This window comes from Paenibacillus sp. FSL H3-0329 (assembly GCF_037963285.1).
Lineage (GTDB): Bacteria > Bacillota > Bacilli > Paenibacillales > Paenibacillaceae > Paenibacillus_AQ > Paenibacillus_AQ odorifer.
Map to the genome: position 1 here is coordinate 2132467 of NZ_CP150150.1, position 26101 is coordinate 2158567.

Annotated in this window: 23 protein-coding genes; 14 read left to right on the top strand and 9 right to left on the bottom strand. The window is 41.6% G+C overall.

What is annotated here, in order from left to right; genetic code table 11:
• Positions 1–742: 742 nt before the first annotated feature.
• Entirely contained in the window at positions 743–910 is a 168-nt protein-coding gene (locus tag NSQ66_RS09120; protein ID WP_179086877.1) for a hypothetical protein, read from the top strand.
• Here the strand turns inward: NSQ66_RS09120 and NSQ66_RS09125 are convergent, their stop codons facing one another.
• Positions 911–1744 (bottom strand): carbohydrate ABC transporter permease, encoded by an 834-nt coding sequence (locus NSQ66_RS09125; protein WP_036684045.1) that lies wholly within the window; start codon positions 1742–1744, stop codon positions 911–913.
• Positions 1744–2634, bottom strand: a complete 891-nt coding sequence (locus NSQ66_RS09130) for a sugar ABC transporter permease (protein ID WP_036684044.1) — start codon at positions 2632–2634, stop codon at positions 1744–1746. Before NSQ66_RS09130 ends, NSQ66_RS09125 begins: the two co-directional genes overlap by 1 nt.
• 197 nt (positions 2635–2831) lie before the next feature.
• Between NSQ66_RS09130 and NSQ66_RS09135 the strand changes: the two genes are divergently transcribed.
• The 4 genes from NSQ66_RS09135 to NSQ66_RS09150 all read left to right on the top strand — a co-directional run bounded on the left by NSQ66_RS09135 (position 2832) and on the right by NSQ66_RS09150 (position 9979).
• Entirely contained in the window at positions 2832–4694 is a 1863-nt protein-coding gene (locus NSQ66_RS09135) for a histidine kinase (RefSeq protein WP_076140973.1), read from the top strand.
• The gene (locus NSQ66_RS09140) at positions 4687–6333 is read left to right on the top strand and encodes a response regulator (protein WP_076140848.1); all 1647 of its coding nucleotides are present in this window, start codon (positions 4687–4689) and stop codon (positions 6331–6333) included. The genes NSQ66_RS09135 and NSQ66_RS09140 overlap by 8 nt, the downstream gene beginning before the upstream one ends.
• 122 nt (positions 6334–6455) lie before the next feature.
• Positions 6456–7766, top strand: a complete 1311-nt coding sequence (locus NSQ66_RS09145; RefSeq protein WP_036684033.1) for an extracellular solute-binding protein — start codon at positions 6456–6458, stop codon at positions 7764–7766.
• A gap of 131 nt (positions 7767–7897) precedes the next feature.
• Complete coding sequence (locus NSQ66_RS09150) at positions 7898–9979, top strand: glycoside hydrolase family 36 protein (RefSeq protein WP_076315809.1); 2082 nt, start codon at positions 7898–7900, stop codon at positions 9977–9979.
• A 76-nt stretch (positions 9980–10055) separates the two neighbouring features.
• Here the strand turns inward: NSQ66_RS09150 and NSQ66_RS09155 are convergent, their stop codons facing one another.
• A complete protein-coding gene (locus NSQ66_RS09155) occupies positions 10056–10820 on the bottom strand; it encodes a GHKL domain-containing protein (protein ID WP_169744752.1) in 765 nt (254 codons plus the stop codon).
• A 23-nt stretch (positions 10821–10843) separates the two neighbouring features.
• Positions 10844–11599: a LytTR family DNA-binding domain-containing protein gene (locus NSQ66_RS09160; RefSeq protein ID WP_179089046.1), complete on the bottom strand. Its 756-nt coding sequence runs from the start codon at positions 11597–11599 to the stop codon at positions 10844–10846.
• 176 nt (positions 11600–11775) lie between these two features.
• Here NSQ66_RS09160 and NSQ66_RS09165 point away from each other — a divergent pair, with 176 nt between their 5' ends.
• From NSQ66_RS09165 to NSQ66_RS09200, 8 genes are all read left to right on the top strand, one after another.
• The gene (locus NSQ66_RS09165) at positions 11776–13503 is read left to right on the top strand and encodes an ABC transporter ATP-binding protein (protein WP_036684028.1); all 1728 of its coding nucleotides are present in this window, start codon (positions 11776–11778) and stop codon (positions 13501–13503) included.
• A 77-nt stretch (positions 13504–13580) separates the two neighbouring features.
• Positions 13581–13760, top strand: coding sequence for a CLI_3235 family bacteriocin precursor (locus NSQ66_RS09170; RefSeq protein ID WP_036684027.1), 180 nt, complete (start codon positions 13581–13583; stop codon positions 13758–13760).
• 40 nt (positions 13761–13800) lie between these two features.
• Positions 13801–15258 (top strand): Cys-rich peptide radical SAM maturase CcpM, encoded by a 1458-nt coding sequence (ccpM, locus tag NSQ66_RS09175; RefSeq protein WP_212592198.1) that lies wholly within the window; start codon positions 13801–13803, stop codon positions 15256–15258.
• An 11-nt stretch (positions 15259–15269) separates the two neighbouring features.
• Positions 15270–16379 (top strand): TIGR04066 family peptide maturation system protein, encoded by a 1110-nt coding sequence (locus tag NSQ66_RS09180; RefSeq protein ID WP_179087771.1) that lies wholly within the window; start codon positions 15270–15272, stop codon positions 16377–16379.
• A gap of 16 nt (positions 16380–16395) precedes the next feature.
• Entirely contained in the window at positions 16396–16680 is a 285-nt protein-coding gene (locus NSQ66_RS09185) for a hypothetical protein (RefSeq protein WP_036684022.1), read from the top strand.
• Between the two features lies 1 nt (position 16681).
• Positions 16682–17317 carry a DUF6033 family protein gene (locus NSQ66_RS09190; RefSeq protein WP_036684019.1) on the top strand — a complete coding sequence of 212 codons (636 nt, stop codon included), beginning with the start codon at positions 16682–16684 and terminating at the stop codon, positions 17315–17317.
• A gap of 93 nt (positions 17318–17410) precedes the next feature.
• On the top strand, positions 17411–18931 hold the full coding sequence (locus tag NSQ66_RS09195) for a S8 family serine peptidase (RefSeq protein ID WP_080742448.1): 1521 nt from the start codon (positions 17411–17413) through the stop codon (positions 18929–18931).
• A 602-nt stretch (positions 18932–19533) separates the two neighbouring features.
• Entirely contained in the window at positions 19534–19791 is a 258-nt protein-coding gene (locus NSQ66_RS09200) for an AbrB/MazE/SpoVT family DNA-binding domain-containing protein (protein ID WP_036684015.1), read from the top strand.
• 105 nt (positions 19792–19896) lie between these two features.
• Here NSQ66_RS09200 and NSQ66_RS09205 read toward each other — a convergent pair whose 3' ends face one another.
• Both NSQ66_RS09205 and NSQ66_RS09210 read right to left on the bottom strand, forming a co-directional pair.
• Entirely contained in the window at positions 19897–20406 is a 510-nt protein-coding gene (locus NSQ66_RS09205; protein ID WP_076140850.1) for a PadR family transcriptional regulator, read from the bottom strand.
• Between the two features lie 96 nt (positions 20407–20502).
• Positions 20503–21666 carry an ABC transporter permease gene (locus NSQ66_RS09210; protein ID WP_051491309.1) on the bottom strand — a complete coding sequence of 388 codons (1164 nt, stop codon included), beginning with the start codon at positions 21664–21666 and terminating at the stop codon, positions 20503–20505.
• A 193-nt stretch (positions 21667–21859) separates the two neighbouring features.
• Between NSQ66_RS09210 and NSQ66_RS09215 the strand changes: the two genes are divergently transcribed.
• Positions 21860–22585 (top strand): HAD hydrolase-like protein, encoded by a 726-nt coding sequence (locus tag NSQ66_RS09215; protein ID WP_076140852.1) that lies wholly within the window; start codon positions 21860–21862, stop codon positions 22583–22585.
• Between the two features lie 277 nt (positions 22586–22862).
• Here NSQ66_RS09215 and NSQ66_RS09220 read toward each other — a convergent pair whose 3' ends face one another.
• The 3 genes from NSQ66_RS09220 to NSQ66_RS09230 all read right to left on the bottom strand — a co-directional run bounded on the left by NSQ66_RS09220 (position 22863) and on the right by NSQ66_RS09230 (position 25961).
• Complete coding sequence (locus NSQ66_RS09220) at positions 22863–23414, bottom strand: glutathione peroxidase (protein WP_076140853.1); 552 nt, start codon at positions 23412–23414, stop codon at positions 22863–22865.
• 238 nt (positions 23415–23652) lie between these two features.
• Positions 23653–24270, bottom strand: a complete 618-nt coding sequence (locus tag NSQ66_RS09225) for a hypothetical protein (RefSeq protein WP_094902492.1) — start codon at positions 24268–24270, stop codon at positions 23653–23655.
• Positions 24271–24428: 158 nt separating this feature from the next.
• Positions 24429–25961 carry a DUF3502 domain-containing protein gene (locus NSQ66_RS09230; RefSeq protein ID WP_076140855.1) on the bottom strand — a complete coding sequence of 511 codons (1533 nt, stop codon included), beginning with the start codon at positions 25959–25961 and terminating at the stop codon, positions 24429–24431.
• Positions 25962–26101: the final 140 nt, after the last annotated feature.

A 26101-nucleotide genomic window follows, 5' to 3' on the forward strand; every position in this document is an offset into this window, starting at 1 on the left:
GATTAACTATTCACGGATCGCGCCCGATCCCGTTGGAATGCGAAATGTGTGGAGTACTTATGGAGTATGTATGGAGTACGAATGGAGTACGTATGGAGTATGTATGGAGTCCGTATGGAGTACGAATGGAGAATGTATGGAGTATGTATGGAGTATGTATGGAGTACGTATGGTGTACGTAGGATGTGGCGTATGGAATACCTATGGAGTGCCTATAAAGTATCACCGTTGTGTTTGTGAAATAACTGCATTCTATACACCTATTTTATATGTAAAACGGACCATTCTGCTTTTAAGTGTATTCTATGCAACTAAAAACTAGAGAATCGACCTAGAGGGCAATATATCAAGAGAATAGTTGTACGAAATACAGCTATATCCATCGGCCGAGCGAGTTGCAGAGTTATAGTTGTACAAAATACAGTTAAACTACTAGTTAGTATTGGAACGTCTGTATAAAAAGCTGACTGAAGCAGTATGAAGAGAGTATTTATGGAGTCCGTATGGAGTGCCCATGAAGTATCACCGTTGTGTTTGTGAAATAACTGCATTCTATACACCTATTTTATATGTAAAACGGACCATTTTGCTTTTAAGTGTATTCTATGCAACTAAAAACTAGAAAATCGACCTAGAGGGCAATATATCAAGAGAATAGTTGTACGAAATACAGCTATATCCATCGGCCGAGCGAGTTGCAGAGTTATAGTTGTACAAAATACAGTTAAACTACTAGTTAGTATTGGAACGTCTGTATAAAAATCTGACTGTAGCAGTATGCAAAGTATTGGAACGTCTGCATCAAAAGCTGACCGTAGCAGTATGCAAAGTATTGGAACGTCTGCATAAAGGGGGAGATCCATATGGATCTCCCCCTTTTTATGCAGAAGCTAGGTTTGGAATCAGTTAATCAGCCCTTCACCGCCCCCGCAACAACACCCTTAACGATGTACTTTTGCAAGAAGATGAATACTACGATTGATGGCAGCACCGCCATGACCATAGCAGTCATCGCATATTGCCAATCTGAGGTATATTGGCCTACGAAGGTGTAGGCAGCCAGTGTCAGCGTTTTGGTATCTGGGGAGCCGTTGACCATGAGCAGCGGGAGCAGGAAGTCATTCCAGATCCACATTACGTCGATAATGACAATGGTTGTTGTGACCGATTTCAGCAGTGGGAAGATGACACTGAAGAACAGGCGGAAGCCGGAAGCTCCATCAATCGTGGCACTCTCATCAATTTCAACCGGAATACCCTTGACGAATCCATGGTAGATAAACACGGCGAGTGGAGCACCGAAACCCCAATATAACAACCCAAGTCCCCAAGTACTCTCAGAGAGATTTAAAGTCTTAGCCGTTTGCAGAACGGTCAGCATGATCGATTGGAACGGAATCAGCATCGGCATAATGCAGAGGAAATAAATCACCCCGCTCAGTCTGGATTTCGTCCGTGCCAGCTTGTAGGCTGCTATGGATGAAATGAACACAATACCCAGAAGACCTACACCGGTAATGACAAAGTTGTTCAGGAACAGCTTCGGATAGTTGATAAACTTCCACACGTAGGAATAGTTGCCGAATACCAGATGTTTTGGCAGGGCGATGACATCTGTCATGACTTCGCTAAAGCTTTTTAACGAGTTGATAATTGTCAGAAATAGCGGATATAGAAACAGAAGAGAGAGGATGACCATAACAACCTCTAGAATGATTCGTCCTGCTTTGCGGTTTGTATTCATTATGCCTCAACCTCTCTTCGTTTGAAGAATGCTAACTGGAGAATGGTTACCACCAAGACGGCCAGGAACAGGATAAGCGCTTTCGCTGTACCGTATCCATACAGATTGTTCTGGAAGGTATCACGGTAGATATCGTAAGCGATACTGTAGGTAGTTCCGCCAGGTCCGCCCCCGGTTAAGGACAGGATGACATCGAAAACCTTGATCGAATTGGTCAGTGCCATGAACACAGAAATCGTAATGGATGGAGCGAGCAGTGGCAGCGTAATACTGAAGAATTTTCTCATGGGACCAGCGCCATCAACTGTGGCTGCTTCTTTGAGATCCTCAGGTACAGATTGCAGACCGGCAATATAAATGACCAGATAAAAACCAATCGACTGCCAGATGGAGACGGCCAGTATGGAGACGAAAGCAAGTCCTGGCGTCCCTAGCCAGCTTAGACCAAATATGGACCAGCCTGTACTTTCTCCGAGTGAGTTGAAACCTTGCATAAAGATAAATTTCCAGATAAAACCGACAATGACAAGACTGAGGATATAAGGAATAAAGAAAGCGGCTCTCAGCCAAGGGGTGCTCTTCAGCTTCATGTCCAGAACTAATGCGAGCAAGATGGCCAGCACGTTAACGAGAACAATGTACAGAATCGCATACTTTATGGTGAACCAGGCTGAATTGGCGAAGTTGGTGTCGCCCATAAAGATTTGTTTGAAATTATCAAGTCCGACAAACTTAGGGTGTTTCGAAATTCCGTTCCATTTGGTCATCGAATAGCGGATAGTCATGGCAAACGGAATGTAGAATGCTACAGCGATACAGATTAGGACTGGGAGAGTGAATAATCCGAATTCTGTTTTCTCGCGCCATCTTTTGCCGAGTGATTTTAACATGGATGCACCTCTTCTTGATTTGTTGGGTGGTAATATCGACTAGGCTTGCCACACATAACCATTCCGGTTAGTCTATATTGTGTATTATAGAGCAGTGCCCTATACTCAAAAATGGATTTAAGAGTACAGTTAGGGGTAAAAAGGTGAACTGAAATATTTATAATTAAGCCTGTAAATCGTGGGGGAGGTTGCCGGTCATTATTAAAAAATGGATCATAAAGCGGTTTGAACCCGTGCTGGAGCTTGTCTCACGCAGGTTGGCGAACAAGCTTATTTTGCTGTTTACAATCATCATTGTTTTGGTGGTGACCTCACTGACGTTCATTTCATACGGCATGCTGCGAAAAGAATCGGTGGATAACAGCATCGCCAGTACGAGCAACAATCTGTTGCTTGTCGGCCGGAATCTGGAGAGTTATTTGGACGGCATCGAGCAATTATCCCTGCCGCAAATATCGTATGACGAGATCACCTATGCGATTTTGCATGAATCGGAGGATTATGCCTCGAAGATGTATGTGGAGGACTACTTGAAGAACCTGTACTTCTCCCGCAATGATCTGGAAGCTATCTACCTGTATGTGATCAAGGAGCACAAGTATTATTATGTCACCAAAGAGAACTACAATATTACCGTGCGGGTCGCCGAGCATCCGTCGATTGAGAATCTTTCCTGGTATAAAAAAGCGCTGGCCAGCCCGTTTAACCGTTCTTACCAGTCTTTTGTAAAAAACCAATCCTCGATGATCAATAGCTCCGACTACCCTATAAATAAGGATAAAAGCTTCATGGGCTACCATCGATTGCTGCGCTCCATAGTTTCCAGAGAGCCACAGGCGGTGCTCTCCCTTTATTTCAACTCCTCGGTTACGGACGAGATTATGAAGGATATTCCCTTCAGTAAAGGGCAGCACCTAATGTACGTCAGTCCCGATAATGAACCTTTTGTGGTGGATGACCCCGGGTTTTATCAACAGGGCGAACAAGAGGGACTGCTTAAGGAGCTGACACCAGCCTCAGGAGGACGCGTGACGTGGTCGGATAAAGAAGAGAAGTATCTAGTGATTTATGACATCAGCAAAAAAGAAGGCTGGAAGCTGATTAAGCCGATTCCCTACAAAGAAATTTATGAAGCGGCCACGACAACACGCAAATTGAACTATTTCATAGGACTGTTATTTTTAATCGTTTCGGTCATCTTGGTCAGCTTTATTTCGAACAAAATAACGAGCCCGCTAAAGAATCTGTCGCTGCAGATGAAGCGGTTCAGTACAGGCAGCTTTGACGCTGAAGCACAGGTTGAGGGAAAGGATGAAATTGCCTATCTGTCTCGCCACTTCAATAAGATGGTGGAAAAGACGAATGAGCTGATCAATGAACGGTACAAAATGAAAATTGTCGAGAAAAATGCTGTACTCAAAGCACTGGAAGCTGAGATCAATCCGCATTTCTTATATAATGCCCTGCAAGCCATTTCCACCAAGGCGCTGAAAAACAACAATGATGATATTGTCGATATGGTCGATAATCTTGCTATGACGTTGAGATACTGCATTAGCGGTAAAGATGTGGTCCATGCCAGAGAGGAATTAAAGCATATTGAACGTTATTTAGCGCTGCAGAAGGCCCGTTTCGGAAACAGAATGCAGGTGGCCTACCAGTGGGAAGACCATTTGCTAGAGCTGGAAATTCCGAAGCTGTCCATTCAGACCTTGGTAGAAAATTGCATCAAGCATGCGCTGGAAAAAGTATCCACAACGATCACAATTACTATTGAAGCGCATGTGACGCCCAGCCATACTGTTATTTCAGTGACGGATGATGGGCCGGGTTTTAGCGGGGAGCGGCTGGAGCAAGTGAGAAATTCTCTTCAAATCCAGTGGGAGGATCAGGGCGGAGAAAACGCTGCCGAAAGTGACACGGAAAGCATTGGACTGAAAAATTTGAACACGCGGCTGAAGCTTTTGTATGGTGAGGCTGCGGGTTTGGCCATTACCAGTGATGCTGGCGGAACAAAGATGGACATGCGGTTACCGCGGGGAGGGATTAACCATGTATAAAGTACTGATTATAGATGATGAGGAACCGTTGCGTGAGGCGATCAACATCCTGGGAGACTGGAAAGGACTAGGTGTCGATCAGGTACTGGAGGCTACGGATGGAAATATGGGTCTAGCCATGCTGCGTGAGCAAAAGATCGACCTTGTACTGGTTGACATGAAGATGCCGGAGCTGAACGGAAGTGAGCTGCTGCAGATCGTGGAGAAGGAGTTCCCGGAACTGCTGACGATTGTAATCAGCGGCTACAATGATTTTGAATATACCCGCCAGGCTATCCGTTCTAAGGTAGTTGATTATTTACTGAAGCCGGTCAACCGGGCGGATTTGAATGCGGCCTTGCGTAAAGCTATAGATGTGCTGGAGGCCAAACGCAAGAAAGAAAGTGAGTTCATCAACAGGAACATTACGCTCAACATGTCTCTGCCGAAGCTAAAGGAGAAAATCTATCTGTCGATCATTGAGCGCAGCTTCAAAAATCAGTCCAACGAGGCTTTTCTGCCGTTGATCGGCGCGGATACGGCCGGAAACTATTTTGCTGCGGGTGTACTGCGGGTGCTCAATTTGGAACAAGTGCGTCGTAATCGCTTCCATGAGGACCGGGATTTGCTGCATTTTGCCGTCACAAATGTGATTAATGAGAATAGCGATGAGCATTTTCAGGCCTTCAGCTTCGCCAGCCATAAGGGAGAACGCGAGTTTATCGCCATCTTCACGATGAAAGGCGGCTATGAGGAGGACGCAACTTTCCGCTCTTTACATCATATGAAGAAGTTAGTCTCGACGCTGAAAGAGCTATTCGGAATTGTTGTTGCCGGAGGAATTGGACAGCCCTATGGTGACATCATGGCGCTTGCTCAATCCTATGAGACTGCCAAAGCCTCTCTCGACGGGATTGACCTCCTGACGCTGAAGGGAGCGATTGTCACAAATAGCAGCAACGATACTTCCCAGGGGAAAGATAATCCTTCCTTGACGGGACGTATGCCCTTGATTCGCAACGCACTGGAGAGCGGGAACATCAATCATGCCAAAAGTATTTTAAGCGAATTCACGAAGAAATGGGAGGCTTCCGGACGTTTTAATCTGGGCGAGGCTGACCGGCAGATAGAGGAATTTATTATTTTACTGAACGATATTGCGACGGAGCTGGATGCAATCCCCGAACGTATCCGTGGCGGTAAAGATAAAGGATTGCGTGGGCTAGGCATCGGGAGCGATTTTGCTTCCTTTGGCGAATTTGAGCGGGTGCTGAGCGGGATTCTAGATTGCTATGGCAATGAAATCAGCAAAAGCCTTGCTGGCAATCGCCCCAGCGTATTGGAAAATATTAAAGCATACATTGATAATCACTATTTTGAGAATATTAAAATATCGATGTTCACGGATAAATATTTCCTGAGCAGAGAATACTTGATGAAACTTTTTAAGGGGCAATATGGTTATGGCATACATGAGTATGTACAAAAGGTAAGAATGGACAAGGCAAAGGAGCTGCTATCCACCCCCGACTTGAAAATCCAAGACATTTCCGAGATGTTGGGGTACAAGGACAATAATTATTTCAGCAAGGCGTTCCGGAATTATTATGACTGTTCACCTTCTGAATATCGGGTTCTGCTATTGAACGGGGATGAGTGAAGCGGTTACATGAACACACTTTTTTACCCTAATAAGTTCACTTATGTACATTCTTATCCTTTTTCTTTTTCTTTAGAATTGTCTCAAGACCACTAGATGCATGAGGAAAAGGGGGCAACATCATGTTAAAAAGATTTATGGCTTTATCTGCGAGTCTGCTGCTCGTCGGCGGATTACTGGCGGGTTGCGGCGGAAACAACAATGCCGCTGACAATAGCGGAACAGGGAATACTCCTGCCACAGATTCTGGCAAGCCGGTCACGATTAATATGTTCACCGCATCACCCGAGTACACTGATGCTTTTAACGCTTATATTGCCGAGTACAAGAAAGTTAAACCGAATGTGACGATTAATCTGGAGATTATGCAGGCTGACTACAATACGGTGCTCAAATCGAAGATTGCTGCGGGAAGTACACCTGACGTATTCCAGACCACAGCGGGTGGAGATATTGATACCTTTGCGGAGTATAGTGCTGACCTAACTAATGAGCCACTGGCTGCGGCGATGACCGATGCAGTGCGTTCTAACATGAGTTCTACGGACGGTAAAGTGCTCGGTCTTCCGGTAAAAGGGAATCTATTTGTCCTGATGTACAATAAGAAACTGTTGGCTGATGCTGGGATTACGGAAGTTCCTAAGACAACAGCCCAAATGGACGATGCGATTACTAAGCTTGAAGCTAAAGGCATTACTCCTTTTGCCAACGCCTATAAAGAGTGGTGGGTATGGAAACACATCTTCCAACACTTCGTAGATGCGGCAGCCCAAGATGCAGGTACGGATGCTAAGACACTAGTAAATGATTTTATTGCCGGAAAAACCACGATCAAGGATCACCCGGTGCTGTACAATAACTTCTTCAGCTTCGTTGATACCACTGTTAAACATGGCACAGACAAACCGCTTGAACGGGACAGCAATGCTGAAGTCAGCGACTTTGCATCCGGCAAAACAGCGTTCATGACTGGTAAAGGCGCATGGGATGAAGAAGCCATTAAGAAAATCACACCTGACTTCGACCTGGGCATTATGGGTTACCCAGTCAGCGACAAGGCTGAACAGTCCCAGATCATTACTGGTGCGGATCAGGCCCTGCGTATCAATAAGGATTCTGCTGTAGCTGGTGAGACTATTGAATTCTTCAACTGGCTGTATACTTCTGAATACGGTAAGAACTGGTTCTCTACAGTAGCTAAGGTTATTCCTCCAATTAAGGATGCTCCAATGCCTGACCTGCAAATGCCAAAAGAAATGGAAGAGATCCTCAAAACAGAGAAATCCGGCGACCTGTCCGTGAACTACTCTCTGGATACCTTCCACCAAAAATTTGGTGAGCTCATGCAGGCTTACATCGGCGGAAGCAAAACTAAGGATCAAGCCATCGATGAAATTCAAAAAGCTTGGATTCAATTCGGATCGGCAGAATAACTAGGTTGAGATCAGGGGGCGGGCTCCAAGGTAAGATTCACTTACTGGAGAACCGTCCCTTTTTTATATGTTATATAATCATAAGAAGATACTGAGACAAAGTCAGGAGGTACATTATTGTGAATAGCAAAATGATTGAAATCATTGAAAATGGACTATATCTTACGATTGAAGTTACGGAAGATCAAGATGTTCGGCTATTGCATTTTGGCGCGGCACCTTTGGAAGCAGCCATAGCGGATAAGAACAAGCAAGGCTTCCGGCTGCTGGAGCTGCAATTATCGGGCGAAGACCGCGCCGAATATCACGGGCGCACACACCGAGCATCCTTTCCGGGTCTTCGGATGGTATATGTGGGACACAGCGATACAGTGAATGCACTCGGGCGTAAATTGGAGCTTAGCTTGGCTGATCCGATTACAGGAATCCAGGCAGTGCAGCATTTTCAGTTCTACAAGGGCGTGCAAATCGTTCGAAGCTGGACAGTGCTAAAGAATGCTGGAGAAGCTGAGGTGGCAGTGGAATACATCTCCTCCTTTGCTCTTACAGGTGTAGACAAAGAGGGGAGCGGGGAGCGCAATGATAAGATTGAAGTAACCCTTGCCCACAGTGGATGGCAGAGTGAACTTCAGTGGCGGACCTACCGCCTGCCTGAGCTTGGGATGTATCATTTGGCAGACCGTGGCTCCAAACGAATTGCCGCAAGCAATACAGGCTCTTGGTCAGCAGCGGAACTTCTACCGATGGCGGTTTTGCATAATAAGGAGAGCGGGACAAGCTTGTTCTGGCAGATTGAGCATAACGGCTCTTGGCATTGGGAGCTGACGGATCAATACGATCAGCTTACACTGCTGGTCAGCGGACCTACAGAACATGACAACCATTGGTGGCTGAACCTAGCTCCCGGTGAAGAGTTTACTTCGGTGCCAGCAGCTGTAGGTGCTGTGCAGGGAGGATTTCAGGGCGCGGCAGAACAGCTTACGGTATATCGCCGGATGATCCGCAGACCTAATGAGGATAATGAGCTGCTGCGGATTATTTTTAATGACTATATGAATTGCTTATGGGGAAGCCCAACGACTGAGAAACTACTGCCTTTAATTGATGCTGCCGCAGAAGTAGGTTGTGAATATTTCTGTATTGATGCTGGCTGGTATGCACCCGGAGAGTGGTGGGATGGCGTAGGCCAGTGGGAGCCTTCCAGCGATCGGTTTCCGGAAGGGATTAAATATGTGCTCGACTATATCCGCAGCAAAGGGATGATTCCCGGACTATGGCTTGAGCTGGAGGTTATGGGCATCAACAGCCCGAAGCTTGCGGAGACTGATGACAGCTGGTTTTTCATGCGGCATGGTAAAAGGGTTAAGGACCGTAGCCGCTATCAGCTAGATTACCGCAACCCGAAAGTCATTGATCATGCAAACGGTGTTATTGCGCGTCTGGTTAAGCAGTACGGTGTAGGATACATTAAAATGGATTACAACATCAATGCAGGCATTGGGACAGAAACGGATGCGGACAGCTTCGGAGATGGGTTGCTACAGCATAACCGCGCTTATCTGGCTTGGTTGGACAGCATCTTTGTTCGTTATCCGAACCTTGTCATCGAGAACTGTTCCAGCGGGGGAATGCGCATGGATTATGCGATGCTCAGCCGACACAGCATCCAGTCTACTAGCGACCAGGAGGATTATGTACAGTATGCGGCCATTGCCGCAGGTTCTCCGGCAGCACTGACACCGGAGCAGTCCGCAGTTTGGTCTTATCCGCTGCGCGAGGGTGACGATGAGGAAGTCATCTTCAATATGGTTAATGCGCTGTTGCTTCGTGTACACCAGAGCGGTCATTTGGCGGAGCTTGAACCTCACCGCAGAAGTCTAGTTAAAGAAGCGCTGGATTATTACAAAACCATTCGCAGTGATATCCCACACGCCACACCTTTCTGGCCGCTCGGCCTGCCGGACAGTGAGGGCGAATGGGTCAGCCTTGGCCTGCGGCGCGGCGAACGACGGTATGTCGCGGTATGGCGGATTGACGGAGAAGCTGCAAATGTCCAATTGCCGATAGAAGAGCTGAAGGGATTTGAACCAGTGATCGCCTGTGCCTATCCTCAGCAGCATAGTTCAACTTGGAATTGGGATCAATCGGCAGGGGTTTTGACGGTGGCACTCCCACCAGGAAAAACAGCGAGATTGTTTGAGATTACTTCGTAAAGCTTGCGGCGGGCCTGCTCCCCTTCAGTCTGCTGTTGGGGAGCGGCCGCTGTACTTGCTAGGGAAATAGTTTTTTTCACTGCCTTTCTAATTCGGTCAGGTTTGGCTTAGCTGCTGAAAGTATGTTTAGAAAAGGTAGTACAATGATTGTTTCGAATTCATTATTTTGAGCGTTAGTAACTAGATGACCTCCGTATTTTTCGGTGACACTTTGAATATTTGTTAAGCCGAATCCGTGAAAAGCGGGATTCTCTTTAAAATTATGCTGCACTATAGTGCTAGAATTGTTCCGTGAGTTGGTGACTTGGATAAACAATGAAGTATCGGTAGTGAAAATTAGCAGCTGAATAAATCTATCTTCTTTTTTTGGAACTCTTGCAGCGGCGTTTAGAGCATTATCCAGCACATTCCCGATCACGGTACATAAGTCAAACCGATCAATATCAATAGCTTCGGCGTGTATATGAATATCATACTTAATAGCAATTTTGTGTTCACAAGCAATATTTAGCGCGTTGCCAATTAAAGAATCAATTACCAAATTACCTGTTGATAGTTTGAGAGAAGGCTGATGAATTTGACCGAGCATTGAATTGATATGATGGATAGATTCCTGAATCTCATTGTTCTGAATACAATTCCGGACATATACCAAATGCTTGTTCGTATCATGGATAACTTGTTTGATGCTTGTAAGGGAATGTGTGGTTTTTTCATAGCTGATGTGTTGATAATCCATCTGTTTATGTAATTGCAGATTTTCTTTAGTCAGTTTGGTGTTTTCATTAATTTTACCGAATAAAAGGATGGTTTCTCTGATTAGCAGAATAAGCAACATCATGATGACCATTGATAGATAAAGAGTCATCCTCGTTCTTTGAATTGTGCAATCATATAATAGGCGTAGGCTTCTTTAACCTCTTTTGCCTGAGTACGGCCAATAGGAAACTGCTCTTGATTGTGCATGACTACGGAAGTAGCTGTAAACTTATGGACATGTTCCAGATTAACAATAACGGAACGATGAATAAGCATAAATGGACGGTTTAGTTTACTTATATATTCTGAAATTGTACCTGGAATTATGTAATGCTGCGTAGAGGTAATGATCTTTAGTCGGTTTTTAGCCAAGGAATGTTTGATTTTAACAATCGCAATAATGTCAGAATTTTTGATCACCATATGTCCATCTTCAGTTTTAATCATTAGAAACCTATTTACAGAAGAAATGATATAGTTACATAGCTTTATTATCTTTGCCTCAAAACACTCATAGTTTACTGGTTTAATCAAATAATGGTAGGGTTGCACATCAAAGCTGCTCATTACGTACTGCGGATAGTTTGTCAAGAATATAATTTGAACCTCCCGATCCGGAAGTGCACGGATTTTTTTTGCAACCTCGATTCCATTTAATCCTCTCAGTTCAATATCCATTAGAAGTATATGAAAAGGATAACTACTCTGTTGATTATAATAGTGAAGCAATTCCTCACCGGAGGTAAAATATTGAGTCTCGAAAGAGTAAGCCGTGCTTTTCATAAGTCTTGGGAGATATTCCTTTAGCAAATCGTGTTCCTTTTTCTCGTCATCGCATACGGCTATGCGTAACAAAGCCATCCCCCCCATAATTAAATTTGTTAATCTTCAGAGATACCAAAACCTGACACGAAACGTCATTCAGCCTCCTATTCCAACCATTAGCTACCAAATTACCCCAAATATTCTTTTATATGATATATTGATAGCGTTATCAATGTCAAACCAAAGCTTGAAAGTAGAAGAGGATATATTCTATGAATGATAAGGATACCCTTGAAAAACTTATCGGATTATTTAAAGCGCATAAAAAGAATTTATGTATTATTTTTCTGCTCTTAATATTTTCTACTTTGATTAGTTCCATTTTGCCGATGTTCAACAAAATTATTATTGATGAAGGATTTATGAAATCAGATGTTAGAACCATTATTTTAACGGCAATCTACATCTTTCTTTTGTCTATGTTCAGTAGCTTTTTAGATTTGCTCAAAGAAAAACGAAGAATAAAAATAGCTTCAAATATTATCTACTCCTTGCATAAAGCTGCATTTGATCGACTTATGAAAGTGAAAGTGAAATATTTCACTGATAAAAACTGCAGTGAAATTTTAAATCGCGTTAGCACCGATATATCGAATATTTCGCAAATAACGGATGGTAGCATGCTTTTTATTGTTAGTCAGTGTTTTAGTTTGGTAGGAGGAGTTATTGGACTTTTTATCATAAGTTGGGAACTTACACTTATTGTGCTTATTTTAATCCCTATAGAATATTTAATTTTGAAATCGTTTGCTAAAAAAAGAAAGTCTCTTGCGGAAAAATACATCACGAAGGATGGAGAATATTCGCATTGGTTTGAGGATAGCTTGAATGGTGTGAAGGAAACAAGGCTTTTTAATTTATTCATTTTCAAAGAAAAAGAATTTGCAGACAAGCAGAATCAAGTAATAACCTCCCATATGGGAATCAGTTTATTGGATAATTGGCGGATTACTGTGGAGAGATTTCTAATTGGAGGACTAGTTCTTCTAATATATGCTTCTGGATCGACGATGATATTAGATTCAAAGCTTTCGGTAGGAAGTATATTTGCATTTATTACCTATAGCGCTTATGTGACCACTCCTATCTCATCGATGTTGAATATTGGATACTTATTGTCGGGAATAATGCCTTCTGCCCGAAGGTATTATTCATTGCTCGAGGAAGAAATCGAAGCTTGTGATGTAGAATCCGCCAACATTGGTATGAAGCGACTCAACCCTTTTGGGAGCATTCAGTTTGAAAATGTAAGCTTTGCTTATGATACTGAACTGATCTTGTCAAATGTGAATTTCACGATTGGCAGCCATGAGAAAGTGGCCATTGTAGGAATGAATGGTTCGGGGAAGTCTACAATCCTAAATTTAATCCAGAGGTTTTACGAACCACTTGCAGGAAAAATTTTATTTGACGGAGTGGATATTAAGGCTATTAATTTGAATGAATATCGGGAATTAATTTCGACTGTTAGTCAAGAGATATATCTTTTTGACACAACCATCGAAAATAACATAAAACTTTACAGTGAAAACCATGAGGAGCAGTATAGACAGGCTATTGAGGCTACCCAATTATTAGAGAAGGATACAAGCCGGTTTGAGGATTATGTCGTAGGTTCTAATGGGAACAAGTTGTCCGGTGGACAAAAACAAAAAATCGCGATAGCCAGAGCATTAGTAAAAAGCAGGCCTATGGTGATTTTTGATGAAGCGACCTCCAACCTTGATCTTCACTCTGAACAAGCCATCAACCATCTATTAGATACAGCACTCAGTAACAATACAGTGATTATAGTCAGTCATAGGCCGGAAATTCTGAAGCATGTGGATAGAGTAATCTTTTTAGAAAAAGGCCAGGTCTCCGCTATTGGACTTCATGAGAAGTTGTCTTATACAAATGAAAGGTATCGGCTCATCACACAACAGCATCAATTCGTTTAATGGGTTTACCCTTCGAGTGATTTAAATATCAAATATTGATATTTAGATAAATACGATTTGAAAGGAGGAATAGGCATATGAAACAACTTGTAAAAAGAACAAATGCAAATTATGAAACGTTGGAGGCATATGCAGCTTGCAGTGCATGTCCTTGTTATGCATGTACATGCAATGCCAGCGGATCAAACAAAGCAGCCATGAAACAAGTAACCTATACTGGTAACTCCATGAAGATGACTGCTATTGGAATCGGGTAGTAAGTGCAATCTTAAGTATAGCTAAGAGCAGGATGGCTAAATGGCTTTATTAAAAAAGCTGTCCTGCTTCACTTTTAGAGTGGGGGGAGTTCAGGTGCCAGTATTTCATTTATTTGACACGGTAACGGGAAAATATATGTTCGATGCGAATGCAAATACATTTCTTAAATTAAATGAAAGATCTTATCAGGCTTTGTTGAACTATAGAAATTCAAACTTTGAACAAGTGGAACCGGAGATTCAAAACTTATTTGATTCCGGTTTTTTGGCGGAGAAACAGGATTTTGAGATGATTCATCCCATGAGCGACTCTTTGCAGCACAATTTAAGCAGAAGCGTTGGCTCGATAACTTTGCAGGTCACGCAAAACTGTAATTTAAGATGCAGCTATTGCGCGTATTCAGGGAGCTACTTACACAGAGTACATACCAATAAGAGAATGAAAAAAGAGGTTGCTTTGAAAGCAATTAAGTTTTTGATTGAGCACTCCGTAGATTCTCCAATTATTAATATTGGATTTTATGGAGGAGAGCCCTTACTGGAAATGGACTTAATAAAAGCTTGTGTTGCTTATGCCAGAGAACAAAGTGCGGGCAAAGAACTAACGTTTAACCTTACTACAAACGCAACTTTAATTACCGACGAAACCTTAGAGTTCTTATCTTCTAATGATTTTAATTTAACGATCAGCCTGGACGGCGATGAAGTCGCGCATGATAGAAACCGAGTTTTTGCGGTAAATAATAAAGGCAGTTTTCAGACTATTATGGATAATATTGAAAATATCAAAAACAAAACACCAGACTATGTTGATAAAGTGATGTTCAATGCAGTAATTGATCCAAATTCAGATTTTAGCTGTTCCACAAACTTTTTTTCAAACTATGAGACCGTAAAAGACTTTGCTGTTATGGCAAGTGATATAGCAAGTAGCTACAAAAAAAGTGAGTCCTTAATCAATGACAGTTTTATCAAGATGTATAATTACGAAGTTTTCAAATTATTTCTTTATAAATTTGATAGGCTTAAGAAAAATGATGTATCCAAGCTGGTGATGGAAAGCTTTGATCAAATCCAGGAGAATGTCCATAACAGGCTTAGAATCTCTTTCTATGATGTAAAAAAAGACCATCATTCCGGACCGTGTGTTCCAGGAGTACAACGATTGTTTGTGAATGCTGACGGTGCTCTGTATCCCTGTGAAAGAGTTAGTGAAGCATCTAGTGTAATGAGGATTGGGCATATAGATACAGGCTTTGAATTGGATAATATCCGGAACATACTAAACATTGGAACAATAACGGAGAAAGAATGCAAAGAGTGCTGGGCCTTTAGATATTGCACTTCTTGTGCAATGGCCGCCGATGATATCAGTGAGTTTTCTGCTGCCAAAAAATTAAGTATCTGCAATAAAGTTAAAGAAAACACTGAGAGTTTGTTTAAAGATTATTGCGTACTAAGAGAGTTAGGCTACGACTTTGATAAAGAAAAAGTGTAATGGGGGAGACAATGGTGAAAAAAAGAGCAATTGTTTATCCATATCATGCAGATTTCGGTCCGGTCGTCAGATTCTCCAATTTACTGGGCAACTTTGAGCTTGTTTCATTAATGGCACCTTTAGGTTTTGGACTGAATGAAAAAGATGCAGCGTACAGCTATTATGGTGAGGATGTGGGTATAAAAGTTAAAGATTCTTTTTCAGATGATGAATTTGATGTGTTAATGATTTGTGAATTTGAATGCAGTTTTGAAAAAGTGGTGTTCCCGACAATTATCAAAGCCGCAGAGATGGGGAAAGATATTGTTCTGCTTAACAGATGTGCTGATCATGAAGTTGAAATGGTAAAGAAGGTATGCCTGAAAAATAATGTGGAACTCACAAGTTTTTTTGGAATTGACATTGACAGAACGAAAGTAGAACTCGTTGAGAAAATACTGCTGGATATTAATGTTCCGATAATCTGCGTGGCGAGTCTTATGGAAAAATCCAATAAATTTGATGTTCAGCTTAGCCTAAGGGATTATTTCTTGAAAGAAGGGTACAAAGTAAGTCAAATTGGGACAAAATCTTATTGTGAGATTATGGGATTTCATTCTTTTCCTGATTTTATGTTTAATCATAAAGAAGCGGAGATAGATAAAATATTTCTTTTTAATCACTTCTGTAAATATATTGAATTGAACGAACGACCTGATGTAATGATTATCGGAATTCCAGGCGGGACAATGGTATATAATAATCTGTTTACCAATAGATTTGGTATTACTGCATTCGAGGCGGCTAGTGCAATCCATCCGGATGTCGGTATTATGAACTTGACCTATGATGATTTTAATGGAGAGTTTCTCGATAAGATATGTGTGTCAACAAAGCATAAATTAGGTTTTGATATTGATTGTTTTAATATGTCAAATCATAAATTTGATACGGGCAGAAGCAAACAGGATAAAGAATTGAAGTTTTTTACGGTTGATTCTAAGTTGGTTGATGAAAAAATTGCACAAATATCGCTAGAGTCAAAGGTTCCTCTGTTTAATTCGTTAAATGGGACAGACACTTTGAAATTAGCAGAATGCTGTGAAGCTCTATTGTTACAGGAAAATATGCAAATCGTATAAAAGAAGGGTGATATTTATGGATCTGGATCAAGTGCGTGAACAGATAAACGAAATATTATTCGACGTAATGGGAATGGACAAGATCAAGCTTAATGAAAACTACTTCTATGAAGATTTATTGGGCGAGGCGATGCAGTTCTCACCACGGGATTTGTTGGTTCTATTTGTACATATTGAGGAAAAACTAAAAATACAAATTCCGGAAACCGATATATTAAATGGATGCTTCAACAGCCTAGATCGAATTAATAATACAGTTTGCCGCATTCTACAGGAAAAAAGAATAAGGGAGTTGGTTTAAGTTGTTGAATGTAGCTTCACTCAGTAGCCTGAATCGTGCGGGGGCTGCAATGGTAATCCAGAAAAATAAGAGTTCAGAGATTTCATTTCAAGACGCGCTATCGACATCGAGTTCGGAAGCGGTTTTGACGGAATTGGAAAAAAAATTCGACATTAAAATCAACGTTCAAGCCATACCAAAGAACAATGAAGCAGTGAAAAGTGTATACTCTGGTAGTGTTGGCAAAGGGAATGTAACCATTGCTCCAAATATACTGAATCAGTCGGCAACAGATCCACAAATGCAAAAAAGGGTAGAAGCAATTATTCAGGATCATTTTGCTTCCAGCGCTAATGATAAACCCGGTGATGCCAGTGGCGTCATTATACATCCGGATGGAACAGCTACTTTTTGGGTGATTGGTGATTATTTAACACCTGCCGAGCGGGAGAAGATTAATAAAGAAGTAGAGGCAGAAAAAAAAAGAAAGGCGGAGCAGTTAGACTCGTTGAGTAAATTAAGTAGCAGCTCTAGCCTATCACAATTCGGGTTATTTATTGACAACTCCAATAATGGTGAAGAAGATAGCATGTATTTAAATAGTGTGCTACAAGCTAGTCTGGATTCGATGCTGCGGAAAAAGAACCTGTTTAATTAAATGATTAATCACTTTTTTAATCATGACTACCGCCTGGGTCAATGGATTTGTGACCAATGAGGCGGTTTTATTTTTGTCGATCTGTAAAAGGAGATGATGAACATCGAAGCTAAAGTGAAAATTGCCGTGATTGATGATGGTATCAACGAATATTTGCTAGGTGAACCGGTTGTTCAACAGTTGATCTTCAATGAAGATTTCACAATAGACGCTTATACAATAGACAGTCCCGAAAGAATAACTCACGGCACCATCTGCGCAGGCATAATTAAGCACTATTATCCGGAAATCTATATGTATAGCTTGAAGATATTGTCTGATACCTTAAGGGGAAATATCCAGAAGTTGTATAGTGCACTAGAATGGTGCGTTCAAAATGATATCCAAGTTGTAAATATCAGCTTGGGAAGCCATTGCTCAGCGGATTTATTAGAAACGCAGAGAGTTATAAACAAGGTTGCTGGTCAAGGCTTAGTTATTGTAAGTGCCGCAAGTAATCATGATTATATTACATATCCAGCTTCTTTTTCAAACGTTATAGGTGTTAAGAGAGAGGTAAGCAACACGCTGCACGAAGGGGAGTTTTATCTCAATGATAATATCATCGACGGTATAGAATTTACGGCTTTTGCTAGACATCATTTGAATGGTAAAGAGTGCAGCAACTCGAACAGCTTTGCCGCGCCCATGATTACAGCCAAAGTATGTGAACTCATTGGTAAATCTCACCTAACTAACTTGCAGCAAATAAAACTCATGTTGTCGAAAATGGCAAATAACTATAGGGACGATAAACACTTGTTTATTTGCTATGCTGACCCTGATTGGATAAGTGATATATTAGTATGCTATGTGAACGGAAAATGCAAATTGGACAATCGGAATCTTTGCGTTAACATACACGGTGAAATTGTCGTTCCCGCTGAGTCGGCTTATGATGCTGTTGATGCAGCCCTATTGGCTTACAATGAAAATATTGAGACTCTCGTTGTGATCAGCAGAGATCTTTACCCTGATGCTTATGTTGAATTACAGTGGATTGCTTCGAAATACAATAAAAATGTAGTGTTTATTGACAATTATCAAGGAAAAGATATGAACAAGATAGTTAACAATCAGTGTACTAACATTAAGTTATGGCATAGCTTATTCAAAATACACAACATTTACACACTTAACAGCACCCCGTTGCTGATCGAAGAGCCAATGGTTTCTATTTACATCCCTGCTGACACTGACTTTGAAGTTATTCTCTGGTTAAAAGGGCAATTTAAAAATAATAACTATAACAGTTATTTTGCATCGAATCACCCTATCGGAGTTTTATACGGAATAGACTATGTTCCTGAGACAAACTCAGCGCAGACATCTTCCTATTTTTCCTTAATTCTGAATAAGAAATCTTACGATATCGCGATATATGTCTTATATGGCTATGATATTTCGGATAAAATAGAAACGGATATTGAAATAGACATTGAACCATTAAACGGTTACTTTCAAGCAACTTTTGCTGTAAATGGCTTATGCCAGGAACGTATTATCAATATTAAACAGATTGATGAAACCTTTATCGGAGAACTTTATAATTCTATAGTTTATTTACTCTCTTAATGGGGGACAAAAATCATCAAACACTTAGAATACCCTCCATTAATAACTTCTTTGATAGCCCCTCGTTAGTCGACTTCCGGATTCATCGTATTTACACTACAGTGATATCATCAGCCTTGTATTTACATGAGGATTCGATACACACACTACTCATAGCGAAATTATTATTCCAATGATAGATCCTATTTAAGTTTGACTTACTAAACATCTGGGTAAATGACGGAGTAGCGTTCTTGCTAGTTTTCGACAATTTCCTACTTGTGATTGCGGATAAGCGGAGTGACAAGATTTACAAATAGATTAACGAAGGTATTTTAGGGTAGAATTGTCATCAAGTAGGGTTACATTCTGGGTGGATTTCGACATTCCAGAGAAGCCCCCTATTTTTTTGTGTTCTGACACGGCTTCATATCTTGGTGCTCAACAGATATCATACATTGTCGAAATTTTGTCGAATAATATCATATAATGTAGAAAAATAATTGACAGGAAATGAATAGAACTTTAGAATTAGGTAGTAGCGTAATCATTACTATCATATAGAAGCGTACATAGCTTTTAGCAAGAATGATTATAAATGTGACTTCAAGGGAGGATGTACGATGATGAAAGCAACAGGCATAGTAAGAAAAGTGGATGAATTGGGACGTATCGTAATTCCTATTGAACTGCGTAGAACAATGGGAATCGACATAAAAGACCCGCTCGAAATTTTTGTAGACGCTGAAAAGATTATCCTTAGAAAATATGAGCCAACTTGTATCTTCTCCGGAAGCTCAGAAAACCTGATCAATTTCAAAGGTAAAATGGTAAGCAAAGATGTTCTTGATGAACTTATTGCAAGCTTTGATAGAGCATAATCCATATACCACATATGATTCCAAAAAAAAGAACCGGTATTACAAGCACAAGATGTGCCTGTAATACCGGTTCTTTTTTTTATGGTGTACTTTCGAAGGCGGGTTTTATTTAGACTCTAGCACACTTTGGATTTTTTTGATAAAAGCATCATATTGTACGAGGCCTAGCTCCATGCACAACTTCTGGTAGGAAGATAACTTGTAATCTAGCTGGTTCAACTTCTGTTCCAGATCGTCGTACATTGCCTGCTTTTCTATCAATGCTTGCCGAAGCAGATTATCTATGTTCTCTTTGTCCGTCTTTTCCCCAAAATACAGGTGCATAAAAAAGTCAGAACGCAGAACATCTTTTTCGGCTGGTGATTGTAGATAAGTGTGGAACTGATCCAAGCCGGCAGAGGTAATGGTGAATACATTTTTGTCGGGTTTGCCTTCCTGTCGCACAGATTCTTTAGTGATCAGATTCAGCTTTTCCATCTTGCTTAGGGTAGGATAGATCGTGCCATAGCTGGCATCGAAGAAAAATGAGAAGTATTCCTCGAAATGTCGTTTTATCTCGTAACCAGAATGAGGGTTTTCGCTTAAAATCCCCAGAATAACATCTTGTATGTTCATAAATCATTGCCGCTCCTTTCTTTCACTTCCTACCATATCACAACTGCATATCGCTCTCAATTTGAAATGGCATAGCCGGAGTGGCAAACTGTATAATTACGCATTTACTGACACGGGCTCTTGTTCTCGTGAGATCCGAGTTTCTTTACGAAGGAAAGTGACAAGTACGCTTAATACAGCAATTGTTGCCCCAATACAGAGTAAATAGAACATATCTTTCCATACCCCGTTACCCCCGATAACCAGGTCGAGCATACCATTAACTGCATAGTAAGCGGGCGAAAAGGGACCGATCCAGTTATAAAAAGGTGAAAGCACATCGCGTGGAATAGTTGCTCCGGACGCTAGCATTTGCATGGAGAGAAGGGCAATATTTAGCCAGCCGCCAGCATCCCCGAGGAGCAGCAGACTAAACTGAGCAAGGATCATACAGGAGAGAATTACCGTGAACTCGAACAGCCACATAAGCAGAAAGCCACGATTAGAGTGGATACCGAGTGAGTTAACCATGATAGTTCCCACTAGTGAGATAAGCACAGCCGTTCCACCCATTATGACAAATCGGGCTGCAAAGCGATTCCATTTACTAAATTGTCCAGACAAGTTGGAGGAAGCTTTATGGAGATTCATCGCGAGTAACATAGCACCGGTAAATGAGGCGGTAACGATCATTAAGGGAACCATAGTTTGTGCAAAATTAGTTGTAGGGTTAATGATTTCGACGTTGGCGGAAATGCGGCTGCTTGCAGCACTTTTGATGATCTCCGCTTGTGCCTGCGGCAGATTCATAGCATCCAAGGTGTGGCTTAGTGCTGAATTACTGCTTTGAGTGTTCATTGCAGCCGTGACTTTAAGTGCTACCGTCTGCATGACATTGCTGACCATCTGCGGATTAGATTCATTTAAGAAGTAGTGGAGTTCAGTCTTTGCAGATGGATTACTGATCTGTCCAGTGAACCCTTGGGGAATATTGATAATCATGCGGATTTCTCTATGCTCAAGTGCTTCTTTTGCATTTTCTAGTTGGAGATCCTGTCTGGTTACGAACTGAAGTGATCCTGCAATCCCATCGACTATAGGCTGGGCATTTGTACCATCCTCATTAACAATAGCAATGGGCAACTGATCTACCCGATCCGTTACATGATCGTACCCTGTAATCCAAATTAAGCTGAAAAAAACTTGGAACAACAGTGCAGTTATAATTCCAATGATGGTAGCAGGCTGCTTGAGGAAGCGTATGATTAATGGATTTGACATGGTTATTTCTCCTTTATATTTCAAGTTGTAATATTACATATTGAAATATAGCACAACGAAATATAAACTGCAACAGAAAAAGTTAAGAGCATGGACATTACAAAGCGATTTCATATATCATAGGGCTTGTACTGGAAATATCGCACAGATGAATGTCTTACCTGAAGTAGAACAGAATGGGGAGGAACAACAGATGAGTAACGAAGTACAAGGAACGGAACAAAACGTGGTTCATGCGAAACTGAACAAGCCAGAAGCGATTGTATTTGATATGGATGGAACATTGTTCCAGACTGAAAGTCTTTTATTGCCTGCATATCATAAAATGTTCGATATTTTGCGGGAAGAGGGACTATACGTAGGACCTACACCACCAGAAGAACGTATTCTAGGCTGCTTAGGAATGTTGCTGGCAGACATTTGGAAGAATGTTATGCCTGAAGCAGATGAAGCCGTGCACCGCCGGGCGGATGAATTGCTCCTGCAGCTGGAGATTGAAGGGCTTGAAGCCGGAGGCACACTACTGTATCCACAGGTGGTTGAGACACTGACAGCGCTTAAAGAGCGCGGAGTGAAGCTGTTTGTGGCTAGCAACGGACTGGAGGATTACATTCACAGCATCGTTGTGGTACATGAGCTTAAGGAGTTGTTCGAAGGATTGTATAGTGCGGGAGGTCAAGGCACTGCGACTAAGACCGAGTTGCTACGCATTCTTTTGGATAATCATGGGATCAGCAGTGCCTGGATGGTTGGGGATCGTTCTTCTGATGTTCAGGCAGGTAAAGGAAATGGCCAGACCGTAATCGGCTGCGCCTATGCAGGCTTCGGACGTCAGGATGAGCTGAAGGGCTCTGATGTCATTATTACCTCCTTCGCCGAATTGGTTGATTTATACGACAACGCAGCGATTAGTGAATAAGAACTTACGATGGGGAGTTTGCTAGCTTACAAGCAAGCGCTTGATCACATAAAAGACAACCTTCTTGAAGAAGGTTGTCTTTTTATTGAAGTCAAAAAGATGGTGCTTCAGTTGAAAGAAATCGGTATCGTCGTCAGGCAGCAAAGATATATACATAAATAAAGGAAGTAATCCGATAAAAAATGGAGAGGGTCTATATATGTTTTGCATGCCTAATATGTAACCCCTTTATGTTAAACTATCGTTCTCTGTTGGTTAAATTACCAATCGGATTCATTTACTTTAAAAGAAGTGATTCAATAAATGGCTCTATGTCAAAGGGTTCAGTCATTGTTTCGTATCTACCGTATACATGACCGTTTCTATCGATTAAAAACTTCGAAAAATTCCACTTAACCCCATCTCCGGCATATATGTCCGGATACTTTTCCTGCAGAAAATCCTGCATCCATTTACCGCCTGATGTCTCAGTATCGAATCCTTGAAATGGTGCTTGCTGTGTTAGATATTGAAATAAAGGATGGGCAGACGGTCCCCTAACCTCAACTTTCTCAAATAAAGGAAACTTAACTCCAAAGTTGCTCTCACAATATTCATGTACATCCGAGTTGCTTTCTGGCTCCTTCTCGTTGAATTGGTTACAAGGAAAACCAAGTATTTCAAACCCTTGCTCATGGTGAATTTCGTAAAGTTTTTGAAGATCAGGTAATTGGCGAGAATAGCTGCACCTACTGGCAGTGTTCAGAATAAGCAGAACTTTTCCACGATAAATGGACAATTCAACAGGCTCACCATGAATTGACTTTGCTTGAAAATCATAAATAGACATCAGATCATCCCTCCACGTTATTATTATAAATAACATAATAGCGCTATAGGCGTTTATTGGTCTAATATATAATAGGGATAATATTTATAGTATTTACCTATAAATGGCAACACTCGATCATTAATTACAATAAAAGTATTCCTCCAATATTCCCTTAGTTGTTACCGGTTTGTTTAATAGAAAAGAAGAGCTACCTTATAGGAAGCTCCCCCACTATCGTTTTCCGTTAGTGTAGTCTCTAAAATACAAATTCTTTCTCGTTGTTTTCCCCATCAAGATATCTAACCCTACAGTAATCTTTCCAATTATCCCAATTTGTTATACTGTCAACTTCCACGCGAAATAATTCATTATATGGCATATTCATCGGATTAGAAAAATCATAAAAAACAAGTTCATAAGGACATGCCCAATAGCATCCATCAATCACTATTAATTTTTTTTGTTGAAAATATATTATTTCCCCCCAGCAAAATCCATGACCTTTATATGCCTCTTCAGGAACATAATGTTTGGTTTGTTTATTTGATAAATTAACAATTGAATACCCTTGATAATCTAACCCACCTAAAAGATATTCTATGCCATTTATCTCTAACCAACTGAATAGAAATGTGCCGAAGTTTCTATATATTATGTCGATGGTTTTATGCTCACTATCCGTAATAATTCCTTTTGTATAATTATATCTAATAATACCTTCTACATGGTTATAGTGATGGATTTCAAGTTTAAACTTCCCTGATGGTGAATAAAAAATTTCAGTTTTCTCAGGATTGTAAAATTCATCTTGAAAATAGTACATCATCGTAGCTCTTTCACTGAGAAACTGAGTATCATTAACAATATTCCTCAAAGTTTTTCACCCCGCCTTAGTATTACAAATTGTACCATAATATCGGACATGCTATTACGCTTTTCTGCCTGTTAGCTACGTCGTTCGAAGGCCAAAAGAAGCGTGCTCTTTAATGGAGACACGCTTCTTGAGCTGTATGATAATTGCCGCGGCGGTGCTTACTGCTGCTTAGCGTACCATTCGGAAAATTGTTTCTGGTATTCAGCGATATATTTGTCTATTCCCGCTGCTTTTAGTCTGTCCAGCGCTTTGGGGAAGGCGGTGTCATAATCGCTGAAGCCGCTGCCGATCGGAGCGAGGTATTCAGTGAATACGCCGTTCAGCTTCGTTTCTTCATTCTTGACGGGTGTATTGTCAAAGTTGAAGCCGGCACCTTTGGAAATGATAGCTCCATCGTCCCAAGCTTTATATTCTGCAATGAATTCGTCCGGTACCGTGTTATCGAAACGCATGAAGTTTTTGTTCATCAGCAGCCAGTCAGGGATCAGCGAATCAGTGGTTATTTTAGTCAAACGCCCGTTTTCATCCAGCGTATAGTCTGTTCCTTCTATCCCGTAGGCGAACAAGTCGTACAGCTCCTGGTTTTTTTGCAGCAGATTGAAGAACATGACGTAACGTTCAGGGTCTTTAGCTGCGGTGGAGACGAAAAAGGCGGTGCTGTAAGTGCCGCGGCTGATTTTTGGACGGCCGCTGCCGAGGAAATAGTTGACCAGTTTGGCATCAGGCACTGCTTGTGAGATGGTTGCCGCACCTTCGAATGGGCGTGCTGCTGTGCCGGCCCAGAACATCGCTTTACCGGAGTTCCAGTCAGACTGCAGCTGCGGAACATTGGTGGCGGCATATTTCGGAATGATTCCTTTTTCATACCAGCCGTGCATAAGGCTCGCATAACTCTTGAACTCTTCGGTTTCAAACCAGCTAATAATTTGATCATCCTTCACAGACTCATCCAGGGCAATAAAATCATTTTGCCAATAGAGGTTTTTGTCCGTGTAATCATATTGTAGGAGTCTGCGCGCATCGGTGTTGGCGTACCCGATCAGTTCGGGATGAATGGCATGGACCTTATCATAGAACTGCTCTAGTTCCCCCAGTGAAGTGACCTGTGTCATGCCGGCTTCTTCAAGCAAATCCTGTCTAACTAGCGCACTGTAGAATTCCGCAGAATTCGGTTTGTTGCCGACGGGGATCGCATACTGCTTGCCTTCCAGCTGAAAGGCTTTGAAGGAGGCCTCGTCCACATTTTTACTCAAATCAGCTGCTGCATCGGCATACGGAGTGAGGTCGGCATAAAGCCCCTTTGCCACAGATTTTACCATGTAATTGGCATCTGTATAGGTTGCGAAGTCTTCTCCCGTAGACAGCATTAAGTCAGTTTTGCCGCCGCCATATTCGGTCCAAGGAAGAAACTGAAATTCAACCTCAGCATTGATTTCTTTCTTAATAGTGTCGTAGAACGATGTCTTCGCTAGTTCCTTCATCCGGTTGGACTCATCCCCGTACAGCACAATTTTCAATTTGGCAGGAGTCAAGGCGCTGCCGTCATTACTACCGCTATCCGTAGAGGAAGAGGTACCTTCATTTCCAGTCCCAGAACTAGGGGGAGCGCTTTCATTGTTGCCCTGAGCACAGCCACTTACCAAGAACACCGCAGCTAGGAGCAAACTTAACCAACCTTTTTTCTTTTTCATGATGAACCCTCCTGAAATAGAATCATAATGTTTGAGGCATCTATTGCAAAGGTCGAGCTCCCTTAAGTCCCATTGTACATCAAGAAGTAGGGGAGCATAAACCCGGTGCAACCGAACATAATTTGGTATCTTTGCTGGAA

Bases quoted from the DNA above. Each gene is read 5' to 3' on its own strand.
- NSQ66_RS09210 (WP_051491309.1), bottom strand. From the start codon at position 21,666: ATGTCAAATCCATTAATCATACGCTTCCTCAAGCAGCCTGCTACCATC.
- NSQ66_RS09150 (WP_076315809.1), top strand. From the start codon at position 7,898: ATGATTGAAATCATTGAAAATGGACTATATCTTACGATTGAAGTTACG.
- NSQ66_RS09140 (WP_076140848.1), top strand. From the start codon at position 4,687: ATGTATAAAGTACTGATTATAGATGATGAGGAACCGTTGCGTGAGGCG.
- NSQ66_RS09195 (WP_080742448.1), top strand. From the start codon at position 17,411: ATGATGAACATCGAAGCTAAAGTGAAAATTGCCGTGATTGATGATGGT.
- NSQ66_RS09180 (WP_179087771.1), top strand. From the start codon at position 15,270: ATGGTGAAAAAAAGAGCAATTGTTTATCCATATCATGCAGATTTCGGT.
- NSQ66_RS09185 (WP_036684022.1), top strand. From the start codon at position 16,396: ATGGATCTGGATCAAGTGCGTGAACAGATAAACGAAATATTATTCGAC.
- NSQ66_RS09155 (WP_169744752.1), bottom strand. From the start codon at position 10,820: ATGATGTTGCTTATTCTGCTAATCAGAGAAACCATCCTTTTATTCGGT.
- NSQ66_RS09200 (WP_036684015.1), top strand. From the start codon at position 19,534: ATGATGAAAGCAACAGGCATAGTAAGAAAAGTGGATGAATTGGGACGT.
- NSQ66_RS09230 (WP_076140855.1), bottom strand. From the start codon at position 25,961: ATGAAAAAGAAAAAAGGTTGGTTAAGTTTGCTCCTAGCTGCGGTGTTC.
- NSQ66_RS09170 (WP_036684027.1), top strand. From the start codon at position 13,581: ATGAAACAACTTGTAAAAAGAACAAATGCAAATTATGAAACGTTGGAG.
- NSQ66_RS09145 (WP_036684033.1), top strand. From the start codon at position 6,456: ATGTTAAAAAGATTTATGGCTTTATCTGCGAGTCTGCTGCTCGTCGGC.
- NSQ66_RS09205 (WP_076140850.1), bottom strand. From the start codon at position 20,406: ATGAACATACAAGATGTTATTCTGGGGATTTTAAGCGAAAACCCTCAT.
- NSQ66_RS09125 (WP_036684045.1), bottom strand. From the start codon at position 1,744: ATGAATACAAACCGCAAAGCAGGACGAATCATTCTAGAGGTTGTTATG.
- ccpM (WP_212592198.1), top strand. From the start codon at position 13,801: ATGGCTTTATTAAAAAAGCTGTCCTGCTTCACTTTTAGAGTGGGGGGA.
- NSQ66_RS09160 (WP_179089046.1), bottom strand. From the start codon at position 11,599: ATGGCTTTGTTACGCATAGCCGTATGCGATGACGAGAAAAAGGAACAC.
- NSQ66_RS09130 (WP_036684044.1), bottom strand. From the start codon at position 2,634: ATGTTAAAATCACTCGGCAAAAGATGGCGCGAGAAAACAGAATTCGGA.
- NSQ66_RS09215 (WP_076140852.1), top strand. From the start codon at position 21,860: ATGAGTAACGAAGTACAAGGAACGGAACAAAACGTGGTTCATGCGAAA.
- NSQ66_RS09165 (WP_036684028.1), top strand. From the start codon at position 11,776: ATGAATGATAAGGATACCCTTGAAAAACTTATCGGATTATTTAAAGCG.
- NSQ66_RS09220 (WP_076140853.1), bottom strand. From the start codon at position 23,414: ATGTCTATTTATGATTTTCAAGCAAAGTCAATTCATGGTGAGCCTGTT.